14 protein-coding genes and 2 pseudogenes are annotated in these 19,679 nt (G+C 68.8%); 5 read left to right on the top strand and 11 right to left on the bottom strand.

Translation table 11 applies throughout. The annotated features are described in order from the left end of the window. Positions 1 to 44: 44 nt before the first annotated feature. The 3 genes and pseudogenes from ABT170_RS40705 to ABT170_RS31695 all read right to left on the bottom strand — a co-directional run bounded on the left by ABT170_RS40705 (position 45) and on the right by ABT170_RS31695 (position 2,881). Positions 45 to 800, bottom strand: a complete 756-nt coding sequence (locus tag ABT170_RS40705) for a helix-turn-helix domain-containing protein (protein ID WP_502970590.1) — start codon at positions 798 to 800, stop codon at positions 45 to 47. Between the two features lie 33 nt (positions 801 to 833). After that, positions 834 to 971 (bottom strand): annotated as a pseudogene (locus ABT170_RS40700) (transposase); the annotation flags it as partial. 938 nt (positions 972 to 1,909) lie between these two features. Further along, positions 1,910 to 2,881 carry a hypothetical protein gene (locus ABT170_RS31695; RefSeq protein ID WP_351873099.1) on the bottom strand — a complete coding sequence of 324 codons (972 nt, stop codon included), beginning with the start codon at positions 2,879 to 2,881 and terminating at the stop codon, positions 1,910 to 1,912. Between the two features lie 1,014 nt (positions 2,882 to 3,895). Between ABT170_RS31695 and ABT170_RS31690 the strand changes: the two genes are divergently transcribed. The 3 genes from ABT170_RS31690 (at position 3,896) to ABT170_RS31680 (ending at position 7,774) form a co-directional block, all read left to right on the top strand. Then, complete coding sequence (locus ABT170_RS31690) at positions 3,896 to 4,165, top strand: glycoside hydrolase family 18 protein (protein ID WP_351873096.1); 270 nt, start codon at positions 3,896 to 3,898, stop codon at positions 4,163 to 4,165. 391 nt (positions 4,166 to 4,556) lie between these two features. Continuing rightward, positions 4,557 to 6,698, top strand: a complete 2,142-nt coding sequence (locus ABT170_RS31685; protein WP_351873093.1) for a DUF362 domain-containing protein — start codon at positions 4,557 to 4,559, stop codon at positions 6,696 to 6,698. 8 nt (positions 6,699 to 6,706) lie between these two features. Further along, positions 6,707 to 7,774 carry an NAD-dependent epimerase/dehydratase family protein gene (locus ABT170_RS31680; RefSeq protein ID WP_329941129.1) on the top strand — a complete coding sequence of 356 codons (1,068 nt, stop codon included), beginning with the start codon at positions 6,707 to 6,709 and terminating at the stop codon, positions 7,772 to 7,774. Positions 7,775 to 7,850: 76 nt separating this feature from the next. On the opposite strand, the gene ABT170_RS31675 is transcribed toward ABT170_RS31680, so the two are convergent. Next, complete coding sequence (locus ABT170_RS31675) at positions 7,851 to 8,237, bottom strand: hypothetical protein (protein WP_351873090.1); 387 nt, start codon at positions 8,235 to 8,237, stop codon at positions 7,851 to 7,853. A gap of 31 nt (positions 8,238 to 8,268) precedes the next feature. Continuing rightward, on the bottom strand, positions 8,269 to 9,522 hold the full coding sequence (locus ABT170_RS31670; RefSeq protein ID WP_329941127.1) for a YncE family protein: 1,254 nt from the start codon (positions 9,520 to 9,522) through the stop codon (positions 8,269 to 8,271). 220 nt (positions 9,523 to 9,742) lie between these two features. Here ABT170_RS31670 and ABT170_RS31665 point away from each other — a divergent pair, with 220 nt between their 5' ends. Beyond that, positions 9,743 to 10,213, top strand: a complete 471-nt coding sequence (locus ABT170_RS31665; protein ID WP_351873087.1) for a hypothetical protein — start codon at positions 9,743 to 9,745, stop codon at positions 10,211 to 10,213. A gap of 272 nt (positions 10,214 to 10,485) precedes the next feature. Here ABT170_RS31665 and ABT170_RS31660 read toward each other — a convergent pair whose 3' ends face one another. Beyond that, positions 10,486 to 11,175 carry an SMI1/KNR4 family protein gene (locus ABT170_RS31660; RefSeq protein ID WP_329941125.1) on the bottom strand — a complete coding sequence of 230 codons (690 nt, stop codon included), beginning with the start codon at positions 11,173 to 11,175 and terminating at the stop codon, positions 10,486 to 10,488. Between the two features lie 360 nt (positions 11,176 to 11,535). On the opposite strand from ABT170_RS31660, the gene ABT170_RS31655 reads away from it, so the two are divergent. Continuing rightward, on the top strand, positions 11,536 to 12,585 hold the full coding sequence (locus tag ABT170_RS31655; RefSeq protein ID WP_351873083.1) for a hypothetical protein: 1,050 nt from the start codon (positions 11,536 to 11,538) through the stop codon (positions 12,583 to 12,585). Between the two features lie 219 nt (positions 12,586 to 12,804). Here the strand turns inward: ABT170_RS31655 and ABT170_RS31650 are convergent, their stop codons facing one another. From ABT170_RS31650 to ABT170_RS31630, 5 genes and pseudogenes are all read right to left on the bottom strand, one after another. Further along, positions 12,805 to 12,993 (bottom strand): hypothetical protein, encoded by a 189-nt coding sequence (locus ABT170_RS31650; RefSeq protein ID WP_351873080.1) that lies wholly within the window; start codon positions 12,991 to 12,993, stop codon positions 12,805 to 12,807. Positions 12,994 to 13,691: 698 nt separating this feature from the next. Beyond that, complete coding sequence (locus tag ABT170_RS31645; protein WP_351873077.1) at positions 13,692 to 14,102, bottom strand: DUF6069 family protein; 411 nt, start codon at positions 14,100 to 14,102, stop codon at positions 13,692 to 13,694. Beyond that, on the bottom strand, positions 14,099 to 14,710 hold the full coding sequence (locus ABT170_RS31640) for a TetR/AcrR family transcriptional regulator (protein ID WP_351873074.1): 612 nt from the start codon (positions 14,708 to 14,710) through the stop codon (positions 14,099 to 14,101). The genes ABT170_RS31645 and ABT170_RS31640 overlap by 4 nt, the downstream gene beginning before the upstream one ends. A gap of 327 nt (positions 14,711 to 15,037) precedes the next feature. Next, complete coding sequence (locus ABT170_RS31635) at positions 15,038 to 15,916, bottom strand: alpha/beta hydrolase (protein ID WP_351873072.1); 879 nt, start codon at positions 15,914 to 15,916, stop codon at positions 15,038 to 15,040. A gap of 1,642 nt (positions 15,917 to 17,558) precedes the next feature. Further along, positions 17,559 to 18,976, bottom strand: a pseudogene (locus ABT170_RS31630) (NF041680 family putative transposase); the annotation flags it as partial. Positions 18,977 to 19,679 lie beyond the last annotated feature (703 nt).

The raw sequence follows: 19,679 nt of genomic DNA, 5'->3' as shown, positions 1-19,679 counted from the left end.
CCTATTGGCAGTCAAAGGGGCCCGAGAATCTGGTGGTGGTCCCGTCAGGTTTGGTAGGGGTGAAGGGCGACGTTCTCCGATCCGACGTTGATCTCAACCCAGGACTCGTCCAGGTCGCCGGGGATCGGTGCTGCCAGATCGAACAGCACGGACCAGGGGCCCATCTGGAGATGGGCGGCGCCGTCTTCCGTGAGGTGGAGGAGGCCGCGCATGATCACCCGGTCGCCTTGCTGTCTGAGTTCCGCCTCGGCAGAGGAGGCCGGCCGGGTGTTCTGGCCCCAGTGCACGTCGTCGTCAACGGTCCATTCGACAAGGTGCTGGCCGTCTGCCTCTTGCGGGTCACCGCCCCAGAGCACCACGACGGACCCGATGGGGGTGTGAACCCGAACTGCCGTGGGTCGCTGCGAGGTCTGCGGCAGGCTCTGCGTGCGGACGAGCATCGCCCCATCATCCATGACGTGACGTTTCAGGGACGAGGAGTTGTTGGGCGGTCGAGGTTGAGCGGTGGTGAGCAGGTCGAGGGAGGCGTCTGCGAGATCGTCGCGGCGGGTGCCGCGTTCGATGGAGGAGATCACGGTGGGCCCGACGCCGAAGTGCTCGGCGACTGTGGTGAGAGTGATGTTCTTGGCCTGGCGTGCCGGCCTGAGGTCGGCGATGTCCGGGATCGCGACTGGTGTTGTCAGGTAGCGGAAGATCTCCCGGGCGATCGCGCGCTTGAGCAGTCGGATGATCTCCTTCTTCGTGCGTCCGGCGGCAGTCTGTCCAGCGACGCATTCGCGGGTGCGGGCGTCGCTGGACATGCGGACGGGAGCGATGCGGCAGAGGGCCGAGTTCGCTCCGCGGCCGCCGCCCCGGGAGAGACGGTGGCGGTTGGTCCTTCCGCTGGAGGCGGGGACGGGTGCAACGCCGCATAGGGCCGTGAAGGATGCCTCCGTGCGAAGGCGGTAGGGGTTGCCGCCGACGGTGACCAGGAGGCTGGGCCGCGGTGTCGGGGCCGAGACCGAACGCGGCGCGCAGACCGTTTGGTTGTGCTCGCCGGCGGCAGCGTCCGGGGCAGTGCTGAGGGTGTCGTGTGCTGCGGTCAGGGCCTGGGCCCGGGCGGGCGAGGGACTTCAGGGCGGCCAGGAGGGCGACACGCGGTCCATCGCCCGTGGGACGGAGTCGAGAGATCGCGTCGACCTGCGTCTTGCCGCGCAGGGCTGTGTATTTGACGCGGATGCCGTCCGGGGCGGTGATGAGGATGTGCGTGATCGGCTTCAACGTGGCGGTACGGGCTTTGACGGCGGACCGCGCGGCGTTGTGGAGGGCGCTTATGCCGCTGACGGTGTCGTCCTTGGGTATGACCGATGCCCGGCCGGACAGCGCGGCGCGGGCTGCTGCGTAGGCGTCGATGGGATCGGATTTGCCGATCCGGCGCCGCTCGGCCTTGTCGGGCCGGTGAGGCCCGAGTGTCGGGCGGTACGGGTGAACCCGAGGCCGTGGGAGGAGGTCCCTTCGACGCCGACGGCGGTCACCGTGCCGTGGGCGTCCAGGAACGCGATCGACGCGGCGTATCCGGCGGCCGTCGTGGGCAACTCGGCGTCGGCGACGTGGCGGCCCGGTCGGTGACGACAGCGACGTGGATCGTATCCGCGTGGGAGTCCACTCCGCCGAACACCGTATCCAGTTCGGTGGTGGGCGTGATCGTCACTGTCATCCTGTCAGCTGCCCTCCCGGATCCGCGGTGACGCCGGCCGGGTGGTTCAGACAGGTCATTGAGGGTGCCTCTGGCCAGGCTCCTGCCAGGTCGTGTTCCACCTGGCCGGAGCCATGGAGAACGGGTCCCGGCAGCCGGACAGAACAGTCGTAGGACAGCCCAGCAGGACGTCGGTCAGCCCCTGAGCCACGGCCACGGAACCCGCTACGAGTATCAGTGTCCGACCCGCGCCGTCAGGGGATGCTGTGCCTTTGCCCCGCGGTGGCGGGCACCACGGGGCACGCCTGCATCCCGGCGGATCAGGTGGCCATGGCGAACGGGCAGACGCTGCCGGGACGGCGGGCGGTACGCGTGTCCATTCGGCGGCATCCAGGCCCGCCCGGTCGCAGGCCGTCCCGTGTCTAAGGCCTGTGGGACGTGCTCGCCCAAGCATGCCCAGGTGAGCTGGGCCACCACGCCCGTGACGGGGAAGGGGCCCGAGTTGGGCAGAGCCGCCTCGGCGGTCTGGAAGGCGGTGACCGCGACGAGCGTGGCAGCGTCGAAGGTTCCCGGGGTGAAGGTGCCCGGGACCAGGAGATTCAGGCGTGCCGGGCCGAACATCCTTTGTATGACACCGATATCGTCCGCGCCCGCTTGGTCGACGTCCCCGAGCTGGCGATTGGGGCGATTGCCGGGGACGGGAAGGAAGAGAATGTCAGGGTCGCTGGCCGGCGGCTCCTCCGAAACGCCCGCGTTCCGGAACAGGCCCCGGTCGACCGCGTTGCGCTTCCCCAGGCCCGATCCGCCCATGTTGCACTGCAGCGCGGCGGCGAACCACTTTCTGGCGCCGACGGCCAAATGGAACTTCGGGAACTGGGACGGGCCCAGGCCGTTCGGCCCCAGGCCCCAGGCCATGCTGAGGACGCCGAGCTGGGCGTCGGCCGGCCATGTGTCGAACCCTGCGAAGAGGGTGCGGATCACGGCCTCGTTCTGGTCCAGCCGCTTCGTCACCAGGGTGTCGATCCCCGCGTCGCTGAGATGCAGAGTCGTCACTGTCCCGCCGGCCTTGACGACAGCCCACTCGGCGGTGATCTCGAAGTCGGAGGCCCTCGTGTTGTCACTGTCCCGGAGCAACGGCGCGCCGAGGGAAGCGAGCGCCAGGGCATCAGCCACGGGGTCGATCTTGTTGCCGATGCCGATGGTCACGTTGCCGAGGCTGTCCCGATACATGTGTCTGACCCGCCCCTCCAACCGTGTGGAGAAGGCGGAGAAGTTGTCGCGCACCGCGGTACGCATGATGGTCGGCCTTCCGTTCTGCGGAGATCGGCCCCCTGGCCACCGGAGTCCTGGTTGTCGCGCCGCATGCCGGGCCCCGTCGAGGTGAGGAGGCAGAGCCAGGGAGGCAGAGCTCTTCCGAGAGGTGCGTGCTCCGCTCCGAGGGAGTGCGGGCGGCCATGTCGAGACAGGGGTCGCCTAGTTCCATGGTAGAAAGCCGGCGCTCGGTCCGCTCGTTCTACGTGCCACCGCATGGCCGGGCGTGGTGACCGCATCCCCCGAGGCAGGACGGGAGATGCCGAAGAACGCGCTCCATGTGTTCGACGGGTCCTTCGAGGCGCTGGCCACGGATCCTGACAGCCGGCCCCTGTGACCAGCGCCCGGCCGTCAGAGGGGAGCTCCGGTACCGCCCGCCGCGCGCCGCCCGCGGTCGCGTAGATCCTGATGGCGGCGCTGCCCTACTGCGCCACGCGTGTGAGTGCTCCCTGGAGCTCCTGCCGGATCTGGTGTCCGACGATGCGGAGGACCTGGTCGACGAACGTCAGCAGGCCATCCGTCCCGGTGTCTGCACGTTCCTGGAGGAGACCGCCTCGGGTCGGTCGCCGGTCGCGGCCTGTCTCTCCTTCGGCGGCGGCCCTGGCCCCGTACACCCTGGCGCCAGCTGAGCGGGACACGTTCCGCGAGCTCGCCGCGCTTTTCGAGGGACCGCCCGATGAGGGACCAGAGAATGTCCAGGTCTGCGCGCAGGTGATCACCGACCTGCTCACGGAACGGGAACGCAGAACGACCACCGGCGGAACCGAGCCTCTCATCGTCGCCCCACCCCCTGGCCCAGTAGACGGGCACTGTGGCCGGCTTCGCGCTCAACCTCCTGAAGGGTCTGCACGGCAAGGGGATCGTCCCCGCCCCGGTGAACGTGCTGATCGAGTACCTCCCCGGCACTCCATGGGAGTCCGCGAAGAAGCGCTGGAGTCGGCTCACAAGAACATGGGCGACATCTTCGGGCTCACTTCCGAACAGGCCTGGCGGCATATCGGGGCATGCCCGATGTACGGCACCGAAGGCGGCAGCACGTGGACGCTGGACGACCACAAGAAGCTGAGGAAGTTCGCGGACGACAACAGCATCGGCCGCATCTCGGGCTGGAACACGAACAACGCTGCCACCGGCTACGAGTACGAGAAGGTCCAGAAGGACTATCGCCCGGAAAAGTAGACATCGGAGAGTGAAGGCGCGAGGACGTTGCGGAGGTCACGTCCGCGATCGGGGCGTCGCCGCCCCCGCGGTCCGGGAGAACGGGACGGCGGCCAGGCAGCAAACGACCATCAGCACCACCCGCACCAGACTCACATCGCTGCCGGCTCCGTGGGCTTCCGCTCTCCCATGGCAACGAGCGCGCACGACCCGCAACCACGGCTGGATCGGGCCGGCCGCACCTCTGGTGCGTTTTCTCGGGCGGGCTGCCGTGGCCCGGCCACTCGCCGCGAGGTCTTCCGGCGATTTACAGTCCATCAGGACACGACCCGTCCACCACCCACCGGCCGCCCTCGCGTGCAGTAGCATCGCCGTACCGATTTGGGGCGTTATATACCCAGAGGTGGAGGCCATGGAGACTCTCCCGGGACCCGGCGCGACGACCGCCGTCGCCGCCGTGGCACGCTCCACGCGGACCCAGCCGCGTTCCCCGTCGCAGTTGCTCTCGGACGCTGTCACCCGGGCGGGACTCTGGGAGCGGCTCGCCGAACGCGCGGAGGGATGCTCCGGGGAGCCCTCGGTCCTGCTGACCCCCGGGGTCTCCACCTACGGCGACGCGGCAACCGCGGTCAGCAGGCCTCTGGTCGAGGAGCTCATCGACCTGCTGTGCGACCGGGGATACCGGAACATCGCCGTCGGGGGCGCCCGCTGCGGCCCGGACATCTGGCTGGCGGGCCAGGGCGACCCCTGTCACCGTCTCGGCTATCGAGAACGCACCCCGCGGGGAAACCCCTACCGGCTGGTGGACCTGGCGCGGGACGTCGTCCCCGTCGGATTCCCCGCCGCCAGCGTCCTCCACGGCAGCGGGATGTCCCGCCCCTGGCCGGAAGCAGACTTCCGCGTCAACATCGCCAAGAACAGCACCCATCCCGAGTTCGGGTACGCCCTGTGCCTGGCCAATCTGCTGGGTGTGCTGCCGCAGACCGACACGCACCACCACTACCGGGCGCGGCGCGACGGGGCCGAGGTCGTCGCGGCCATCCTCGACGTCTGTCCGCCGGACTTCCACATCATCGACGCGGTGGTCAGCAGCCACGGCTGCGCCGGGGCCCAGGTGGGCAGGCCCCTGGAGACCGGCACGGTGGTCGCCGCCCCCGACGCGGTCCTCGCCGACCTGGCCGGGGCCCTGCTCATGGGCGTCGACCCCGTCTCCTCCTCGCTCACCGCGCGGGTCCTCCAACTCCGCGGCCTGCCCACCGACTACCTCGTCGACGGCGATCTCACGCCGTACCAGGGCTGGCGCAACCCCCCGAGGTTCCTGATGGAGTCGATTCGCCGGCTCCACCCGGACGGGCGGGCGCACCGGCTGTTCAGCGCCGCGTCCTGGCGGGTGGAGCCCGGCGAGGCGGAGGTGACCGACAAGGCGCTCGGCCGACTTTCCCGGGGCCTCACCACACTGCTCCGGGGTGCGGACGAGAACCCGGTCGCCTTGGCGATGCTCTGCACGACAATGGGGGCCGCCGCCGCCGGCTCGGCCACGGTCCAGGCGTGGCGGAACGGCTACGCGAAGGAGCGGATCCGCCGCAGGGAGGTCTCCCTCGCCGTGGATCCGCGCGCCTACACCGATCGCGACTTCGACCGGATCATCGAGATCCTGCGCCCGGTGGAGGGCATCGTCGATGCCCTCCCCGCAGACGCCTGGCGGATGCGGTGGCAGCATGTGGGCCACGCGATCCTCTTCGGGTGCGAACGCACCGTCAACGCCCCGTACGCGGAGTTCGTCCGACGGGTGGACATCTGCCGCTCCATCAGCTACATGACCGACTATCTCGGTGGCCGGGTCCACGTGGTGTCCCGGGACACCCACGGCCGCCCGACGCGGCAGATCGAACGCAACATCTATCTCGCGCAACCCAACTACCTGGCGTTCTACGGTGGTCCCCCCATCGACGTCTGCAAACTGGAGACGATCGCCTACGGGGAGCGCTCGCAGCGGATCTCCTGGCGGACGGTACACAGCCCGAACCGCTCGGCGGAGTACGACGACGGCTCGGTGACCTGCACAGATGTCGACCAGGGCCGCAGGACCCGGATCGTGATCCGGGTCCGTCAGAAGTTCACCCTCCCTCTGAGCTGGCAGGTCTTCCGCCCCGAGACCCGGCCATCGGTACGCGACCCGCTGGTGCGGGACTCGTACCGGAGGTTCTTCACCCGTTCCCTCGACAACTTCGAGGCCCACTACGAGGGCCGCCCCTACCGGATCGGCCGCCCCTGGGACGGGTGTGACGACGACCAGGCGGCCGAACTGCCCACCCAGCGGCTCACGGACGCCGTCCGGCTAGTACGGGGCGCCACCCGGGAGGCCCTGACCGCCGGGCGGCTCCACGGCACGCCGGGCCCGGACGGTTACCGGCACGTCGCCCCGGGGGACGTACCGTCCCGCTTCCGGCTCCTTGAGGAGGTGCGCGAGACCCTGCGCCCAGCGGTCAGCGGCTTCGGAACGGGGCTGTGGGAGGCGCTGGGCCGCGACCGGAACCCGAGGCAGCCACTGTGAGAGCCTGTGTGACCGGTGCGACCGGGCTCGTCGGGGCCCGGGTGGTCCAGGCCCTGCGCGAGGCGGGCCACGAGGCACGGGCGCTGGTCCGGCGCGGCAGCGACACCCGCCAGTTGCGGGCACTCGGCGTTCCCATGGCGCATGCAGGGCTGAGCGACCGGGACGCCCTGCGGGTCGCGTTCGATGGCTGCGACACGGTGTTCCACTGCGCCGCCGTGTACGCGTACTGGGACATCACCCTGGAGGAACTGACCCGGGACAACGTAGAAGGCACCCGTGCGGTCCTGCGGGCCGCCGCAGCGGCCGGGGTTCACCGGGTAGTGGTGACCTCCTCATCCGTCACCTGCGGCTCCTCGGGCGGCCCGATCGCCCGGGACGAGGATTCCGTACCCGGTGACGAGTATCTCCCGGACTACTTCATCAGCAAGACCGAGCAGGAACGGGCGGCCCTCTCCTGCGGCGCCGAACTGGGCCTGGACGTGGTCGCGGCCTGCCCGACCATCGTCGTCGGCGGGCCCGACCGGCGGCTCGTCCCGAGCAACGCGCTCCTTGTCCGCTATCTGACGGATCGGCTGCGCACCAGCTACCCGGGGGGCTGCAACATCGTCTCCGTCCAGGACGTCGCCCGGGGCCATGTGCTCCTCGCGGAGCGCGGCACCGCCGGGGAACGCTATCTACTGGGTGGCGAGAACTGGGCGTGGCGGACCATCCACCAGACGGTGTCCGAGCTGTGCGGCACCTACGGGCCCTGGACGAACGCCTCGCACACCGGCGCGTATCTGGCGGCGACGGCGGCAGAGGTCCGCGCGCTGCTGAGCGCCCGCCCGCCCGCGACGACCCGTGCGGAGGCCCGGACGATGGGGCGCTACTACTGGTACGGGCACGACAGGGCAGCCGCCCTCGGGTACGCGCCGAGACCCGCGCGCCGGGCCCTCGCCGAGGCGCTCGGCTGGCTGGTGACCAGTGAGCATCTGCCGGACCGGATCCGGGCCGGGCTACGGCTCCACCCCGAGGTGATCGACAGCCGTGAACTCGTCCCCCGCCCGCTGGACGGGGAAGCCGGGACTCCGGGCTGAGCGGATGGCGAGCGCGGGCGCGGGCTCTTGCTCGTGATCACTGGTTCGTTCCGCGCGCCCGGCTCCGCCCGGCCGTTCAACCGCTCTTTCCCGTCGCCTCCTCCCGAGTCCCCTTCGCCTCTGTGGTCTTCTCCGCCTCTGCGGTCTTCTCCACGACGGCGTGGAACCGCTCCGCGAGCCGCCGCTCGTACTCCCGGGTCAGCTCCGTCACGCTCCGCGCGTAGTCGATGCCCAGCTCGGCCTGTGCCATGGCGAACCTCGCGCCCTCCTCGCTGACGAACCGGTAGTACGTGGTGAAGGCATCGGCCCAGTGAGGGCGGCCGGTGAGCAGCCCCGCACCGAGCTCCAGCTCATCGCTCCACAGGGCGGCCTGAAGCTCCGCGACCTGGGTCGCTGCGGTCCGGAAGTTCTCCCACGCATCCTTGATCTCGGCGTTCTGCTGCTCGGGGCTGGTGGCGCTCATGGGCGTTCGTCCTCCTCGGAACGGGTTCGGGTCAGGCCGTGGTCGTTGTCGGCTCCGGCGGCGGGCTGAGCAGGGTGCTGTGGTGGAACCCGAGCCGGGGATCGGTCCAGACAGGCAGTTCGGGAACGTAGTCCCGCAGTTCGGGCATCCGTGCGCGCAGCCGAACGGTGTTCGCCGGATAGTCGTACACGGTGATGGTGTTGAGGCCCCGGTTGGCGGTGAACAGCAGGCTCTGATCGGTGGAGAGCTGGCAGGCGTACACCGAGTCGATCAGGGTGCCGCGGGTGACCCGGAGCGCCCCGACAAAGTGTTTACTGCTCGGCACCGGCGATCCTCGGGTGAAGGCGTCGGCGACCTGTCGGGCGGCCTGGCGGGCGGAGCGGACCTGCACCGAAAGGCGCGGACGTTCGTCGATGACGCGATAGGAGGCGAAATCCTCCAGGTCGATCATGACGATGGTGCCACTGCCGCCGTTGCAGTAGATCAGCTCACGGTCGGAGACACAGACGTCGGAGTTGATGTGCGCGGGCACGTGCTGGCCACCGGTCCAGTGCCGCAGGATCCGCCCGGACGCGGCGTCGATCTCGAACACGTACTCCTTGAAGTACGCCATGGCCCACTCGTGCCAGTCCCAGCCCTCCTGGGGCCGCACCCGGAACGAGAGGGCGTAGAACCGGTCCTCATGGGGATGGCAGGCCACGTGCCAGCAGGTGGTCGGCAGCGGGATCCGGCGTGCGACGCGCTTCTCCAGATCGAAGACGCCGACCTCCGCGGCCTCCCCCCGACCCGGGTGATCCATGCCGCCATAGACGAGGTACCGGCCGGACGCGGTGCGCTTCATGGCGTGCGGGAGCTTGAGCAGATGGTCGCCGACGCGCTCGGCCCGGGTGGGCCGGTCGAGGTCCAGCAGCCACAGCCCGTCGCCGATCGCGGTCACCCCGCGCGTCTCGTCCAGCCACACCAGATGGGTGCTGCTCTTGATGGCCGCGTCGGGCACCTCGAACTGCAGCGTGGAGACCCGCTGGGACTCGTCCAGTGAGGTGGTGTCGTAGAAGAGGAGCTGCTGGCCTGCGTTCCCGAGGAAACCGAATTTCCGGTCGGGCGTGATGCTGACGGCGTGACCGCCGGCCACGCCGTCGTAATACCGCACCCGGTACGCATAGGCACCGCTGACCGGGTCGTAGCGAAACACACAGACACCGGCGGCGCCCTCCAGGCCGTTCAGGCCGTTTCCGTCGAGGGCGATATGGAAGGCGTAGGGGTAACGGATATCGGAAAGGGCCACGGGCTTTCCGTTTCCTGGGAAACCGGGATGCATAGGGGTTTTCGGTGAAACTCATCATCCCACCAAGTGGGCACACTTTCCCGCATTGCCCTCACCCGGCCCTGTCGTCCCGGCCGGGCACGCCGGGAATGCGTACGGTGGCTGTACGAGGCCCCGGTGCCGTCCCCGCTCCGTGGCGGCGGCGCCGGCCCGGTCCAGAAACGTCCGAGAGGAAAGAACAATGCCGAACTCAACGCACAAGCTGAAGCTGCTCCAGGAGAACGCCGCAGTAGGCCACTACGGCGACGGAGGCCTCTACAGCTTCACCGTCGATCTGCACGCCATCCCGGATACCGGCGCAAAGATCGACGAGAAGGGCGTAGTGCATACGTTCGAGGCCCCCGCGGGCTGGGGCTGGAACAAGTATGCGGCCTATTACTACTACAACAGCAAGAAGCAGCAGGTCGTCGGATCGGGCACCATCGACCCCGGTACGATCAAAATCGAGGGAAAGAAGCTGACGTTCACGCGTGACGTGCTGCTGAACAGCGACGAAAACCACGGCGAGTTCCTGTGCTACAACCTGGCTCTCGTTCCCCAGGACGGCGCGGAGGAGGGCACGCAGCATGACGGCACCGCGATGCTCACCGATGCGAAGGGAGCGGAGCTGGCCAAGAAGATCTTCTTGTACGCCATCATCGACGGCTCCTGACCCGGCGTGCGCCCGCGGATGGCGCTGGGCGCCGGTCTCGGGGTCTCCATGGTGCTCCGGGTTCAGGGACATGATCTCGTCACCTCAAGCACAGTTGCAGCGCTGGAGCCGCTCGGCCTCCGGTCGCTTGCCCGATGATCGACCCGTGATCACACAGCACTTCCCTGCGCATCTTCTGGCGCGGCTTCGGGGACCTGGCCGCGTGGGAGACCGCAGGGCGGCCAGGTCAGCGGAGTCGTGTCTACGGCTGTGCTCCGCACCCCATGCTGGGGTCAGGCGTTCGAAGGTGGTTGGTGGGCGGTGAGTTCGGCCTGTTGCAGCCAGTCGATGTACCAGCGAGTGAATGTGACCGGCTTGCCGGCCTGGTCGCGGAGGGGGACTAGGTCGCCGTCGTCTGCCCGCCAGTCGGACCAGATGGCGCCCCGGTGGATGCCACTGATGATCAGCCACTCCCTCTGGGCGCAGCCGAGGTGGGAGATCACGATGGCGCCGGCGGTGTGCTCGGGGGCGAACACCAGGGCTTCCCAGCGTTCGTCCCATGATTCGATGGCGTCGTCGAAGTACTCGGTCTCGTCGAAGTTCTCTTCTTCAGGGCGTACGGCGAGAAGTGCGTCGCGTTCTCTGGGATCCGGTCCGTGGCCGGGAAAGGGCCGGGCGAGCATGGACAGGTCGGCCAGTTCGGCGCCGTCTCCTTCCCAGCGCCAGCGGCCTTGGACGCGGCGAACGGGAAAGAGGCCGTACGCAGGACCAGCGCCGCCGGCACCGACGCTGGTGAGGAAGCTTCGGTACTCGTCCGGCAACCGCACGCCTATCTGTGCTTCGAGTTCGGCGAGCCCGTCGTCGGTCAGGGGGTCTTCCAGAGTCCACCTGTGCCCGTGCGAGCCGAACACCTTGCTGCTCGCCGGTAGGGCACTCAAGGCGCCCACACGCTGACGGACTCCGCTCCACTGCTCATCAATCATGCCCGGACCATAAGCGGAGCCAGTGACAGTGGACCCCGCCAAGGACTCCGCGTGATCTGTGGGCCACCCAGAATGCTGAGCCGGGTCACCTCGCGCACTCAAGGGTCGACTCCCGCCCGTTTGCGCCGCCCGACTCTTCGACGCCCAGGCCGCCGGCGCCACCACACGGAGCTCCAGGCCGTCGTCGCCGCCGGCCTCCAGGACCAGTACTCCACCGGCCGCGGCCGCCGCGTCCCGGGTCGCCGGGGCACCTGCTGGACAGACTTTTCGGCTGCCCGTCATGCTGTCTGGATGTTCCGACGCGGGTGGCGAGCATGGCAGGCCCACCGGGCTTGGCAGAACCGTGGTGTGGCGGTCCGGATGAATGAGTTCTACGACTCGCTCACTGAGCCGGAGAGGGGTTCAGCCCAGGACGTCGCCCTCAAGTACGCGCGCGAACTTTATGGCGGCTACGAGCGTCTCCTGAGCACGAAGGTCGCTTCGACGTCCCCGTACTACGTCGGGCTGTCTTCAGAGCTGGGAAGCTTCACCCATGTCACCAGGCGGGTTGTTCTGGTAACGGACACCATGCTGCTGTCCGATCACGGTGTCGGAGCGGTGCACGAACTCGGGGTGCACGAACAGTCCTCTACGCACAGGGTAATGGGCGGCGATGTAGGCGATCTCACCACCACAGTCAGGACGTGGCATTACGGGATGGTGACCAAGGATCCTGTCGAGTTAGGTCAGTGGCTCCTGGACGCCGAACCTCTGCTGCGCAGTGGTCTGGTCTGGTATGGGCCTGTCTTCATGGAAGGGAGCACGGGGGTGGAATCGGACCTTAGATCTTCCACCACAGAGCCCGGCCCACTTCCTTCACTCAGCGACCGGTCGATCGACTTCGTGGTGGAACACGGCCGTGCCGTGGATCTGTCGAGGACCAAGCCGCTGGCCAGCCGGGTAGTCCGGCCGATCCTGGAGATCGATCTGCCCTTCATCGACGGGCTCAGCGTCAGCGACTTCGCGCAGGTCACCAGCGAGGAGTTCGACTCCTACACCCAGTACCGCGACTTCATGCGCTCTCGACTCCTCGAACTCGACGACGCACTGGAAGCGGTCGACTCCCAGGTCGCCCTGGAACGGATCGCGCTCACCATCCGCGACGAGCTGCGCGCCGCCACCGCTGAGATCAACAAGGCGGCCCGGTCCCGGGCCCTGATCCGGTCCGGTGCCGTACTGGGTTCGACGAGCGCTGTCCTCGCCGCAGTCCGCCCCGAAGCCCTCCAAGGCGCGCTCGCCACCAGCGCGACAATCGCAGCCGGCGCAACCGGCCTGTGGCCCACCATCCAGGCATTTGCCGACATCAAACCCAAACGCGCACATGGAAAGTGGCACTACGTATGGGTCCTGCAAAAGAAGACCGCCCGCTGAGCCCGCTGTCACTTCTCTTGGCCGGGGGACAAACCTCATCAACAAGTATGTGCCCCCGCTCAAGGGAGGTCGCCGACCCGGGCCTTCAGATGGAGTTTCACCGACATCGACTACATCGGGTTCGACTACGTGTAGGCATGGATCACCGGCGGGGGTTGCGCGCCTTGCCTCCGCCGGTGGTCTGAAGCCGGTCCGGGGCGGGGGAGTCGGCCGGGCCGGTCAGGGGGTCGCGGTGGCGGGGCCGGTGTTGAGGGTGCGGCGTCCGGCCGGCCGGACCACGGGTGGCAGGGCGGCGGCGTCGGCCAGACGCTCGGCGGCGAGCACCGCCCGGAGCACGGCGGGCGACAGCTCCGGGTTGTCGGTGGCGGGGGCGTCGGGTCCTGTGCCCAGCGGGCGGCGGGTTATCACCTGGTGATTCTCGCCCGGAATCCGCCCCGGAGCGCACGCGTACGCGATACGCGTGGTCGGTGTCCGCCACCCCGTCGTCCCGGCCGTGAAGATGACGATGTTCCGCGCCGATCCTGACGTTCGCGGACCAATCGATCTGATCGGATCCGGCACCCCCGAGGTGGGAACGGAGGGCTGCCCGTGCGCGCGTCTGAGTGCAAGCGCGGGGGCAGCCAGTTCCAGGAGATCAGTGCGTTCTGGTTGCGGTGATCAGGGCCCGGGTCATGGTGCGGGTCATCTCGCGGTGCCCGAGGGTGTCTTTGCTGTCGATGAATTGATCGGCCGCGCCAATGACCGGCAGGGCGGCCCTGATCGCCGGTCGGTGATGTGGGTGGTCAGCACAGCGGTGATGCGCTCGGCGTGCAGGACCTGGAATGGCCGACTGATCACCGGTGGCCGCACCCGTCTCCGACTCCACCTCAGACCTCCCCCGGCTTCGCCTACGGCTCCGACATCGCCGGCATCGGCCTGACCATCCCGGCCGTGGCCATCGTGGCGGTCTGACACGAGGGGCGGCTCCTGCTGGGTCTTGGCCCGCCCCCTCCGGTATCCCTTCATCTCGATGGTGGTGGGCACTCTGACGGTCATCCCCGGCCGCGCGACGCTCTGGCGGGGCTGTCTCCACCCGGTGCTCTTCGCTGCGTACCTGGTGCCGGCGGTCACCCCCTGGCGGCACCGGTTCCCGGACCGGGCGAGCTGCCGCCCAGCCCCGGGACCAGCACTGCCGCCACCGCCAGGTGCATCAGAGCGAGGGAGACCCGGGTTCCGCCGTCCATGCCGTCACCGATGAACGGCAGGAAAGACACGGCCAGTACGGCGCCGGCCGCTCCGGTCCAGATGGTGCGGGCGCGCCGCGCCCCGAACCTCTCCAGGGTGGCCAGCAGTCCCCAGCCGGCAAACGACGCGAGCAGTGCGACGACCACCACGGGCACGGCGCCGATGTCGAGTGTCTGCTCGCCGTCGGTGATCCGCAGTCCGTGCCCCAGCAGGGGATCCGCGACCAGCCACACCAGGACGGGGGCCAGGGCGGTCAGGGCGCTCACCCCCAGGCGCCATCTCCGCGCGCTCACTTGGCGCCCCCTGAGAGCGCCCCGTGCAGGAAGACCTCCACCAGCTCTCGCGGGGTCAGGTCGGGCTCGCCCTCCGTACGAGGCTGGGTGAAGAGCAGCCCGAAGAAGAGGGCCGCGATCTGCTCCGGCGGCCGGCGCAGGGCGGCCTTGTCGGGCACCAGCAGCTCCGCGAGGGCCGCGCGGATACGAGTCGTCGACTCGTCGCGGCCCGCGCCGCGCACCGTGCCGGGGTGCTTGCCGCCGCGATGCCCCAGCGAGCCGAGGATGGCTCCCATCCTGGACATATGCGCCTGCAGGGCCTCGGCGGCCTCCGCGAGCCGGTCGGGCAGCGGCATGGACACGTCGATCGCGTCGAGCTCGCGGACCGCGTGCTCGGGGGAGAGCGCCTCGGCGATGCAAGCCTGCAGCAACTCGTCCTTGTCGGCGAAGACCCGGAAGATCGTGCCCTCACCGATGCCCGCGGCACGGGCGATCTTCGCGGTCGTCACCGCCGCCCCGTACTCGGCGATCAGCGGAATCGCGGTCTGGATGACCATCGCGCGGCGCTCCTCCGGCGTCATCGCGGGGGCGCGGCGGCGGGTGGTCTGGTTCTCCTTGGGTGCTGTCATGGCCACCAGTCTACGGAGTGAGTCCTCACTCCGCTACCTTTCCTTCCCTGGCTGCTTGTCGGCGACAGCCCGCCAGGATCCACAACTGCGGCTGGAGTACTGGTGAGAAGCCGTACTTCAACCGTTCATGGAACGCATTAATCGAACGAAGTTCCTAACGGAGGTCTTCCCTGACGGAGGTCTTCAGTCGAGGGCGCGAGCGCTGGACAGGAGGGCTCTATGACCCGGTTTGGCTCCGGCCTGCTCGCCCCCGGCGAACTCTGTCGCGATGCCGGGGACGGGCAGGCCGACTGCTACACCTCCCGGTGACCGGGACGGGAGGCCCTGCTACATCGACGCTGCTTGGACCAGGCTGGCCAGGAGCGCGGCGAAGAGGTGCGGGCGGCTGAAGTATCCGACGTGTGACGCGGGCAGCGTACGGACGTCGAACGGGTTCTCCGGGGTCAGTTCGTCCGCCTTGCGGATCATGTAGTCCTGGACGGCCGGAGGGATACTCAGGTCTTCGGTGAGGCGTACGAAGGTGTGCGGGACTGCACCCCATCGCGCGGCCTGGGCCACCGCGCCCTTCTCCAGTACCGAGTAGTTCTCGTCCGGGTCCATGGAGTCGAGCAGCATCCGGAACTGGTGGTCGCTGGAGTCGGCCATGACGGCAGTCTTGAGCTGCGCGAACAGTGCGGGGTCGGCGTGCGCGGCACGCCAGTTCAGCCGTACCACCCCGTGGTCTGCCGTGTTCGGCACGGTGATGCGTGCCGCTGCGGCGTCCAGCAAGTTGTCGTCGAGGACGTCCCACTCCTCGGTGGCCATCGCCGGGTCGCTGAGGCAGACCGCGGAGAGGTAGACGACGCGGTCGAGGAGTTCGGGTACGGCGTTCGCGACGGCGGTGACGGTCAGGCCGCCGAAGCTGTTGGCCACCAGGACCAGGGGCCCCGACGGGGCGAGCCGGTGCAGGATGTCCACCACGTGACGGACGTTGTCCTGCAACGTGATGCCTCGCATCGGGGAGGGGGCGGCGGCCAGTGCCGTCAGGTCCTGTGGCTGCCGGTAGTAGGCGGCCGGGTGGTCGGCGCGGTCGCCGTGACCGGGCAGGTCGACGGCGTACGAACGGTGCCCGTGAAGGGCCAGCTCGTTCTGCAACGGCCCCCAGGCACGGGCGTTGCTGGACCCACCGGGAACGAACACGAAGGTGGGGTGTGCGATGGAGCGCATGAAGGAATCCTCGTCATCCTGAGGCGAACGGTGAACAGTGCACGGATGACCAGGTGCCGACGGAATGCTCGGTCAGCACCGAGTCGGAGACACCGAACGGATGCGCAGGGAATGCCAGTTGTTGAGGACCGAGTGCATGATCGAGACCATAGGACCCGTCCGGTACACCCGCCACCGAATTTCCCACCGGTTCAACGACCGGCCGCAGTTGGTGTTGTGCCCAATCCACCCCGGGCCTGGTGAGGACCTCGCGGAGCTCGGGATGAGGCGTTCTCGTCGGGCTTGTGGTGTTGCTGACGAACACACCGGGATTCGCCAGGTGTTCCTGGCCGTCGACCTCGGCCGGTTCCTCGTGCTTCCTCGGAGACCGGCCGTTCCGGCGCCTTTTTGTTGGGGGTACCGCGCGAGCGCCGCGTCCCCTCCCGACGGAATGGCGCCCGCACCTCCCCCTCCACCGGGGGAGAGGTGTCCTCGTTCGCTCCGGGTGGGGGCGTGTGGCGACGGAGGGTTGTTCCCGTTCTGGGTGCCGAGCGGACACAGGCTCCGACAGCGTGGTTACCGTCGACGCCCCCTTTGCCCAGGATCTGGAGACGTCCGGTGATACTGCCTTCGGGCGCGGCTGCACAGCGGCTTCGCCGGAGTCGCGGCCGGCGCTGGCGGTCGTGGCGGTCCGGGCATACGGGTCGGTGTCCGCGTGAGCGGCGGGTGCGATGGCGGTGAGGCAGCCGAGGGCCGAGTACGGTGCCGGCGAATGCGGCGGCGGGACGGGGAGCGAGACGCGCGGGGGATCATGCGTGCCTGGACAACCGTGGCCCCATCCATGGCGGACAGGTCCCTTCGCCGTGCACGGAGGACCTGGAGGCCGGTGCAGCCTCGGGGTATCGGCGAGGAAGTGGACGGATACGGACTGGACGCTGATTCTGATCCGTTCTCCGTGGCCAATGTGGGGATGCCGTCGTGCGCGCCGGCCTGGCCGGTCGGGGCGCCGACGTCCTGGCGCTGCTCGCCGGTGAAAACGTCTGAGCGGCTCCATCTCCCAACCAGGACCGCGTCTGATCCATGGTGCCCGATGTCCCCACAGATCGTGCCTTCCGCCAACCCGGACGAGGTCCGCGCCAGCACGAACCCCGCCAGCACATCGGTCTCGAACTGCTTCAGCTTCTCCGCCGTGCCCGGCGGCCGGACATCGCGCAGGTCCCGTACGACAGCCAGCGCCAACCCGAGACCCTCACCTTCGGCCCGATCGTGAACCGATCAGACAGAGTGAGAACGCTGCAGGATCCCGAAGCGACCCCAGCCCGCGAACCGCTGCCGGAGAGAGGACGAACGCCCTGGCCACGAGGTTGAAGACGCGGGGAGGCTCAGAGCAAGCCACGGAATGTCGAACAAACAGGCGCCGTCTTGTAGAGGAGCACGGTGCTGCTGTGCACGGTGGATGGTGCGGCGCTGATTGAGCAGCAGCTCCGCCAGGGCCGTGCGGGTGTGGTGGAAGGAGCGGCCCGTGAGGGTGGTGGTGAGGAGACCGGCGGATCGCCGGGCCGAGGTGTGGGCGGAAACGGGCGCGTTGCTGATGCCGGTACGGCGCGCCAGCTCCGTGGTTGTCCGTGCTGTGTCCAGGGAGTACAGGAGGGCGAGCCGAGTGCGCCCGAGGATTCCTGCCGGGGCCTCGCCGGGTACGTCGGCTCCGTCGGGTCTGAGCGGCCGGCCATGGGCGGCGGGGTAGGCGAGCGCCACCGGACAGTCGGGCAGGTCCTGGAAGAGCGGGTCGTGCCGCCAGTGGAAAGTTGGCCGCAGGATCAACCCGCGCCCTCCGAGCCGGACCCGGGGTGAGCCGGTCGTAGGCGGCCGGTCTCTCCCGGGACCGGCGGAGGTCCGCGACAAGGGACCGGGCGAGCCGGAGCTGGGTGTGAGCGACGATCAGGATCCAGGTCCAACGGTCCGCTGCCTCGGAAGTGCGGAGCTTCGGGTTGGTCCATCCGAGGTCTGCTTCGCAAAGCGGAAGGTGTGCTCCAGGTCGAAGCGGCGGAGAAACACCTGCCAGAAACGGTCCACGTCCTCCGGGGCGGCACCGGTCTGGGAGGACCATGACCACAGTGGCGGAGCAGCCCGCTCTTTCGACTGGTGCTCAACCTTCAGTCGCATCAACGTCCCTTCGGCCAGGGGAAGTTCACCGTCGTGGTCGAGCCATGATGAGCGGTGGGTGATCCGTGGGTGGATCCGGACCCATGCCTGGGTCTCGGCCTTGCCATAGTTGGTGGTGTCGGTGACGGTGGTGATCGCGGGCTGGGGCCAGGTCTCCGGCTTGGCGAAGCGGAATTCCGGGCCGTGCTCGGGCGGCCGGCCGTTGACGCCGTGCATCCGCGGTGGCTTCGGCAGCCGCATCACGCGGTGTCGGAGCGGACCCGACCGACCAGTTCGACCGGCGGCAGGTCACGCAGGACCCACGCCAGGCGAATGACGTCGTAGCCGACGTCGCTGAGGATCACGATATGCGGGTCCCCGGCCTGCCACTGGCCTGCGGTGATGAGCCGCTCGACGAAACCCCGCAGCTGGGCGGCGGTGACCGCGGTCGCGTCGTCCGTCGGCCCAAGCCGGACCGCGTCCAGGATTGCGGTCCAAGACGTGGCGCCTGGCTCCAGCACGGGGACGAAGGAGTAGGGCCAGCCCGGAATGAACTGCGACGCGGTCTTCGCTCGGCCGTAGACGTGGCAGAACAGGCGCTCCGCCGAGCACGGCGTGTCCGAGCGAAGCCACGGCGACACATCGACCGCCAGGACCAGGCGCCCGCCGTCGAAGCGCGGCAGCGGCAGGCCGACCAACACCGTCCGCAGCCGGTCGACGTCGATGCGGCCGTGATTCAGGCCGCCGTACATCGCGCCGTGCCCACGACAATGCTCGGGCAACAGCGTCAAGTCCCACCGGGGACTTCACCGCACCATCCGCACACAGCACAGCGTCCACCAGCTCGAACAGCGCATGGCGCCGAGCGGTCAGACACTCGTAGAACTCACCCCGGAAGCGTGACGCTTCCCTCCGGACAGCATCGGGCAGCAGACTCACCCTCACGACCTTTGTTGTGATCACGTGCACCTTGGTCGGAGCACATGATCAGACGAAGGCCGTTCCTGCGTCTTGTGATTGTCGGGCTTACGGTCAAGTTCGAGGGCCGTTCGAGGCCCACATGGGGGCGCAATGTCAGAGACCGCTCGGTGGCTCAAGGAGTGGCATGCCACACATGAACACGAGCTTCGCTCTCGTGGGATCAGTTCTGTGGTGAAGCGGCCCGTCCCAGGAACCCCGTCCCGAGGCGGCGAAGGCCACGGCAGTGAGTCTCACACTGGAATCAGACGAGCGCACGGGGATGGTGTTCGTCTGCCCAGGTCAGGATACGAACGGGGCGGGCTTGGGCTGCTCCGGCGGCGACATCAGCGGGTCCGCCGACGGCCTTCCGGTGGTGATGGCCCTGTTCTCCCGAAGCTACGGCGAAGTGACAAGTAGCAGGCGGGGCCGGGGACTCTGCCGGCTTGGAGGGCGGCGAAGTCGGCGGGGGGTCTTCTCGGCAGCTTCGGGGTACGCCTTGCGTTTGGCGTGCTCGGCCAGTGCCCGGTAGATGCTGGCCACCGAGGGGTTGTGCCCCTTGCGCTTGCCGGTGGGGGATGATCAGGTCAGGCTGGACCTGATCGACGGACTCGCCGTTCGCGCGGCGCCGCAGCACGGTGTGCAGCATGTCGCCGGTGATGACCGGCGGTCGGCCGCCGCGCTT

This window comes from Streptomyces sp. NPDC001787 (genome assembly GCF_040297465.1).
GTDB lineage: Bacteria > Actinomycetota > Actinomycetes > Streptomycetales > Streptomycetaceae > Streptomyces.
The sequence above is the reverse complement of the archived record's forward strand: the minus strand, read 5'-3'. Positions and strand labels throughout refer to the sequence as shown.

Excerpts from the sequence above, each read along its gene's own strand:
- ABT170_RS40705 (WP_502970590.1), bottom strand. The coding sequence starts at position 800 with ATGTCCAGCGACGCCCGCACCCGCGAATGCGTCGCTGGACAGACTGCC.
- ABT170_RS31690 (WP_351873096.1), top strand. The coding sequence starts at position 3,896 with ATGGGAGTCCGCGAAGAAGCGCTGGAGTCGGCTCACAAGAACATGGGC.
- ABT170_RS31685 (WP_351873093.1), top strand. The coding sequence starts at position 4,557 with ATGGAGACTCTCCCGGGACCCGGCGCGACGACCGCCGTCGCCGCCGTG.
- ABT170_RS31675 (WP_351873090.1), bottom strand. The coding sequence starts at position 8,237 with ATGAGCGCCACCAGCCCCGAGCAGCAGAACGCCGAGATCAAGGATGCG.
- ABT170_RS31665 (WP_351873087.1), top strand. The coding sequence starts at position 9,743 with ATGCCGAACTCAACGCACAAGCTGAAGCTGCTCCAGGAGAACGCCGCA.
- ABT170_RS31660 (WP_329941125.1), bottom strand. The coding sequence starts at position 11,175 with ATGATTGATGAGCAGTGGAGCGGAGTCCGTCAGCGTGTGGGCGCCTTG.
- ABT170_RS31655 (WP_351873083.1), top strand. The coding sequence starts at position 11,536 with ATGAATGAGTTCTACGACTCGCTCACTGAGCCGGAGAGGGGTTCAGCC.
- ABT170_RS31640 (WP_351873074.1), bottom strand. The coding sequence starts at position 14,710 with ATGACAGCACCCAAGGAGAACCAGACCACCCGCCGCCGCGCCCCCGCG.
- ABT170_RS31635 (WP_351873072.1), bottom strand. The coding sequence starts at position 15,916 with ATGCGCTCCATCGCACACCCCACCTTCGTGTTCGTTCCCGGTGGGTCC.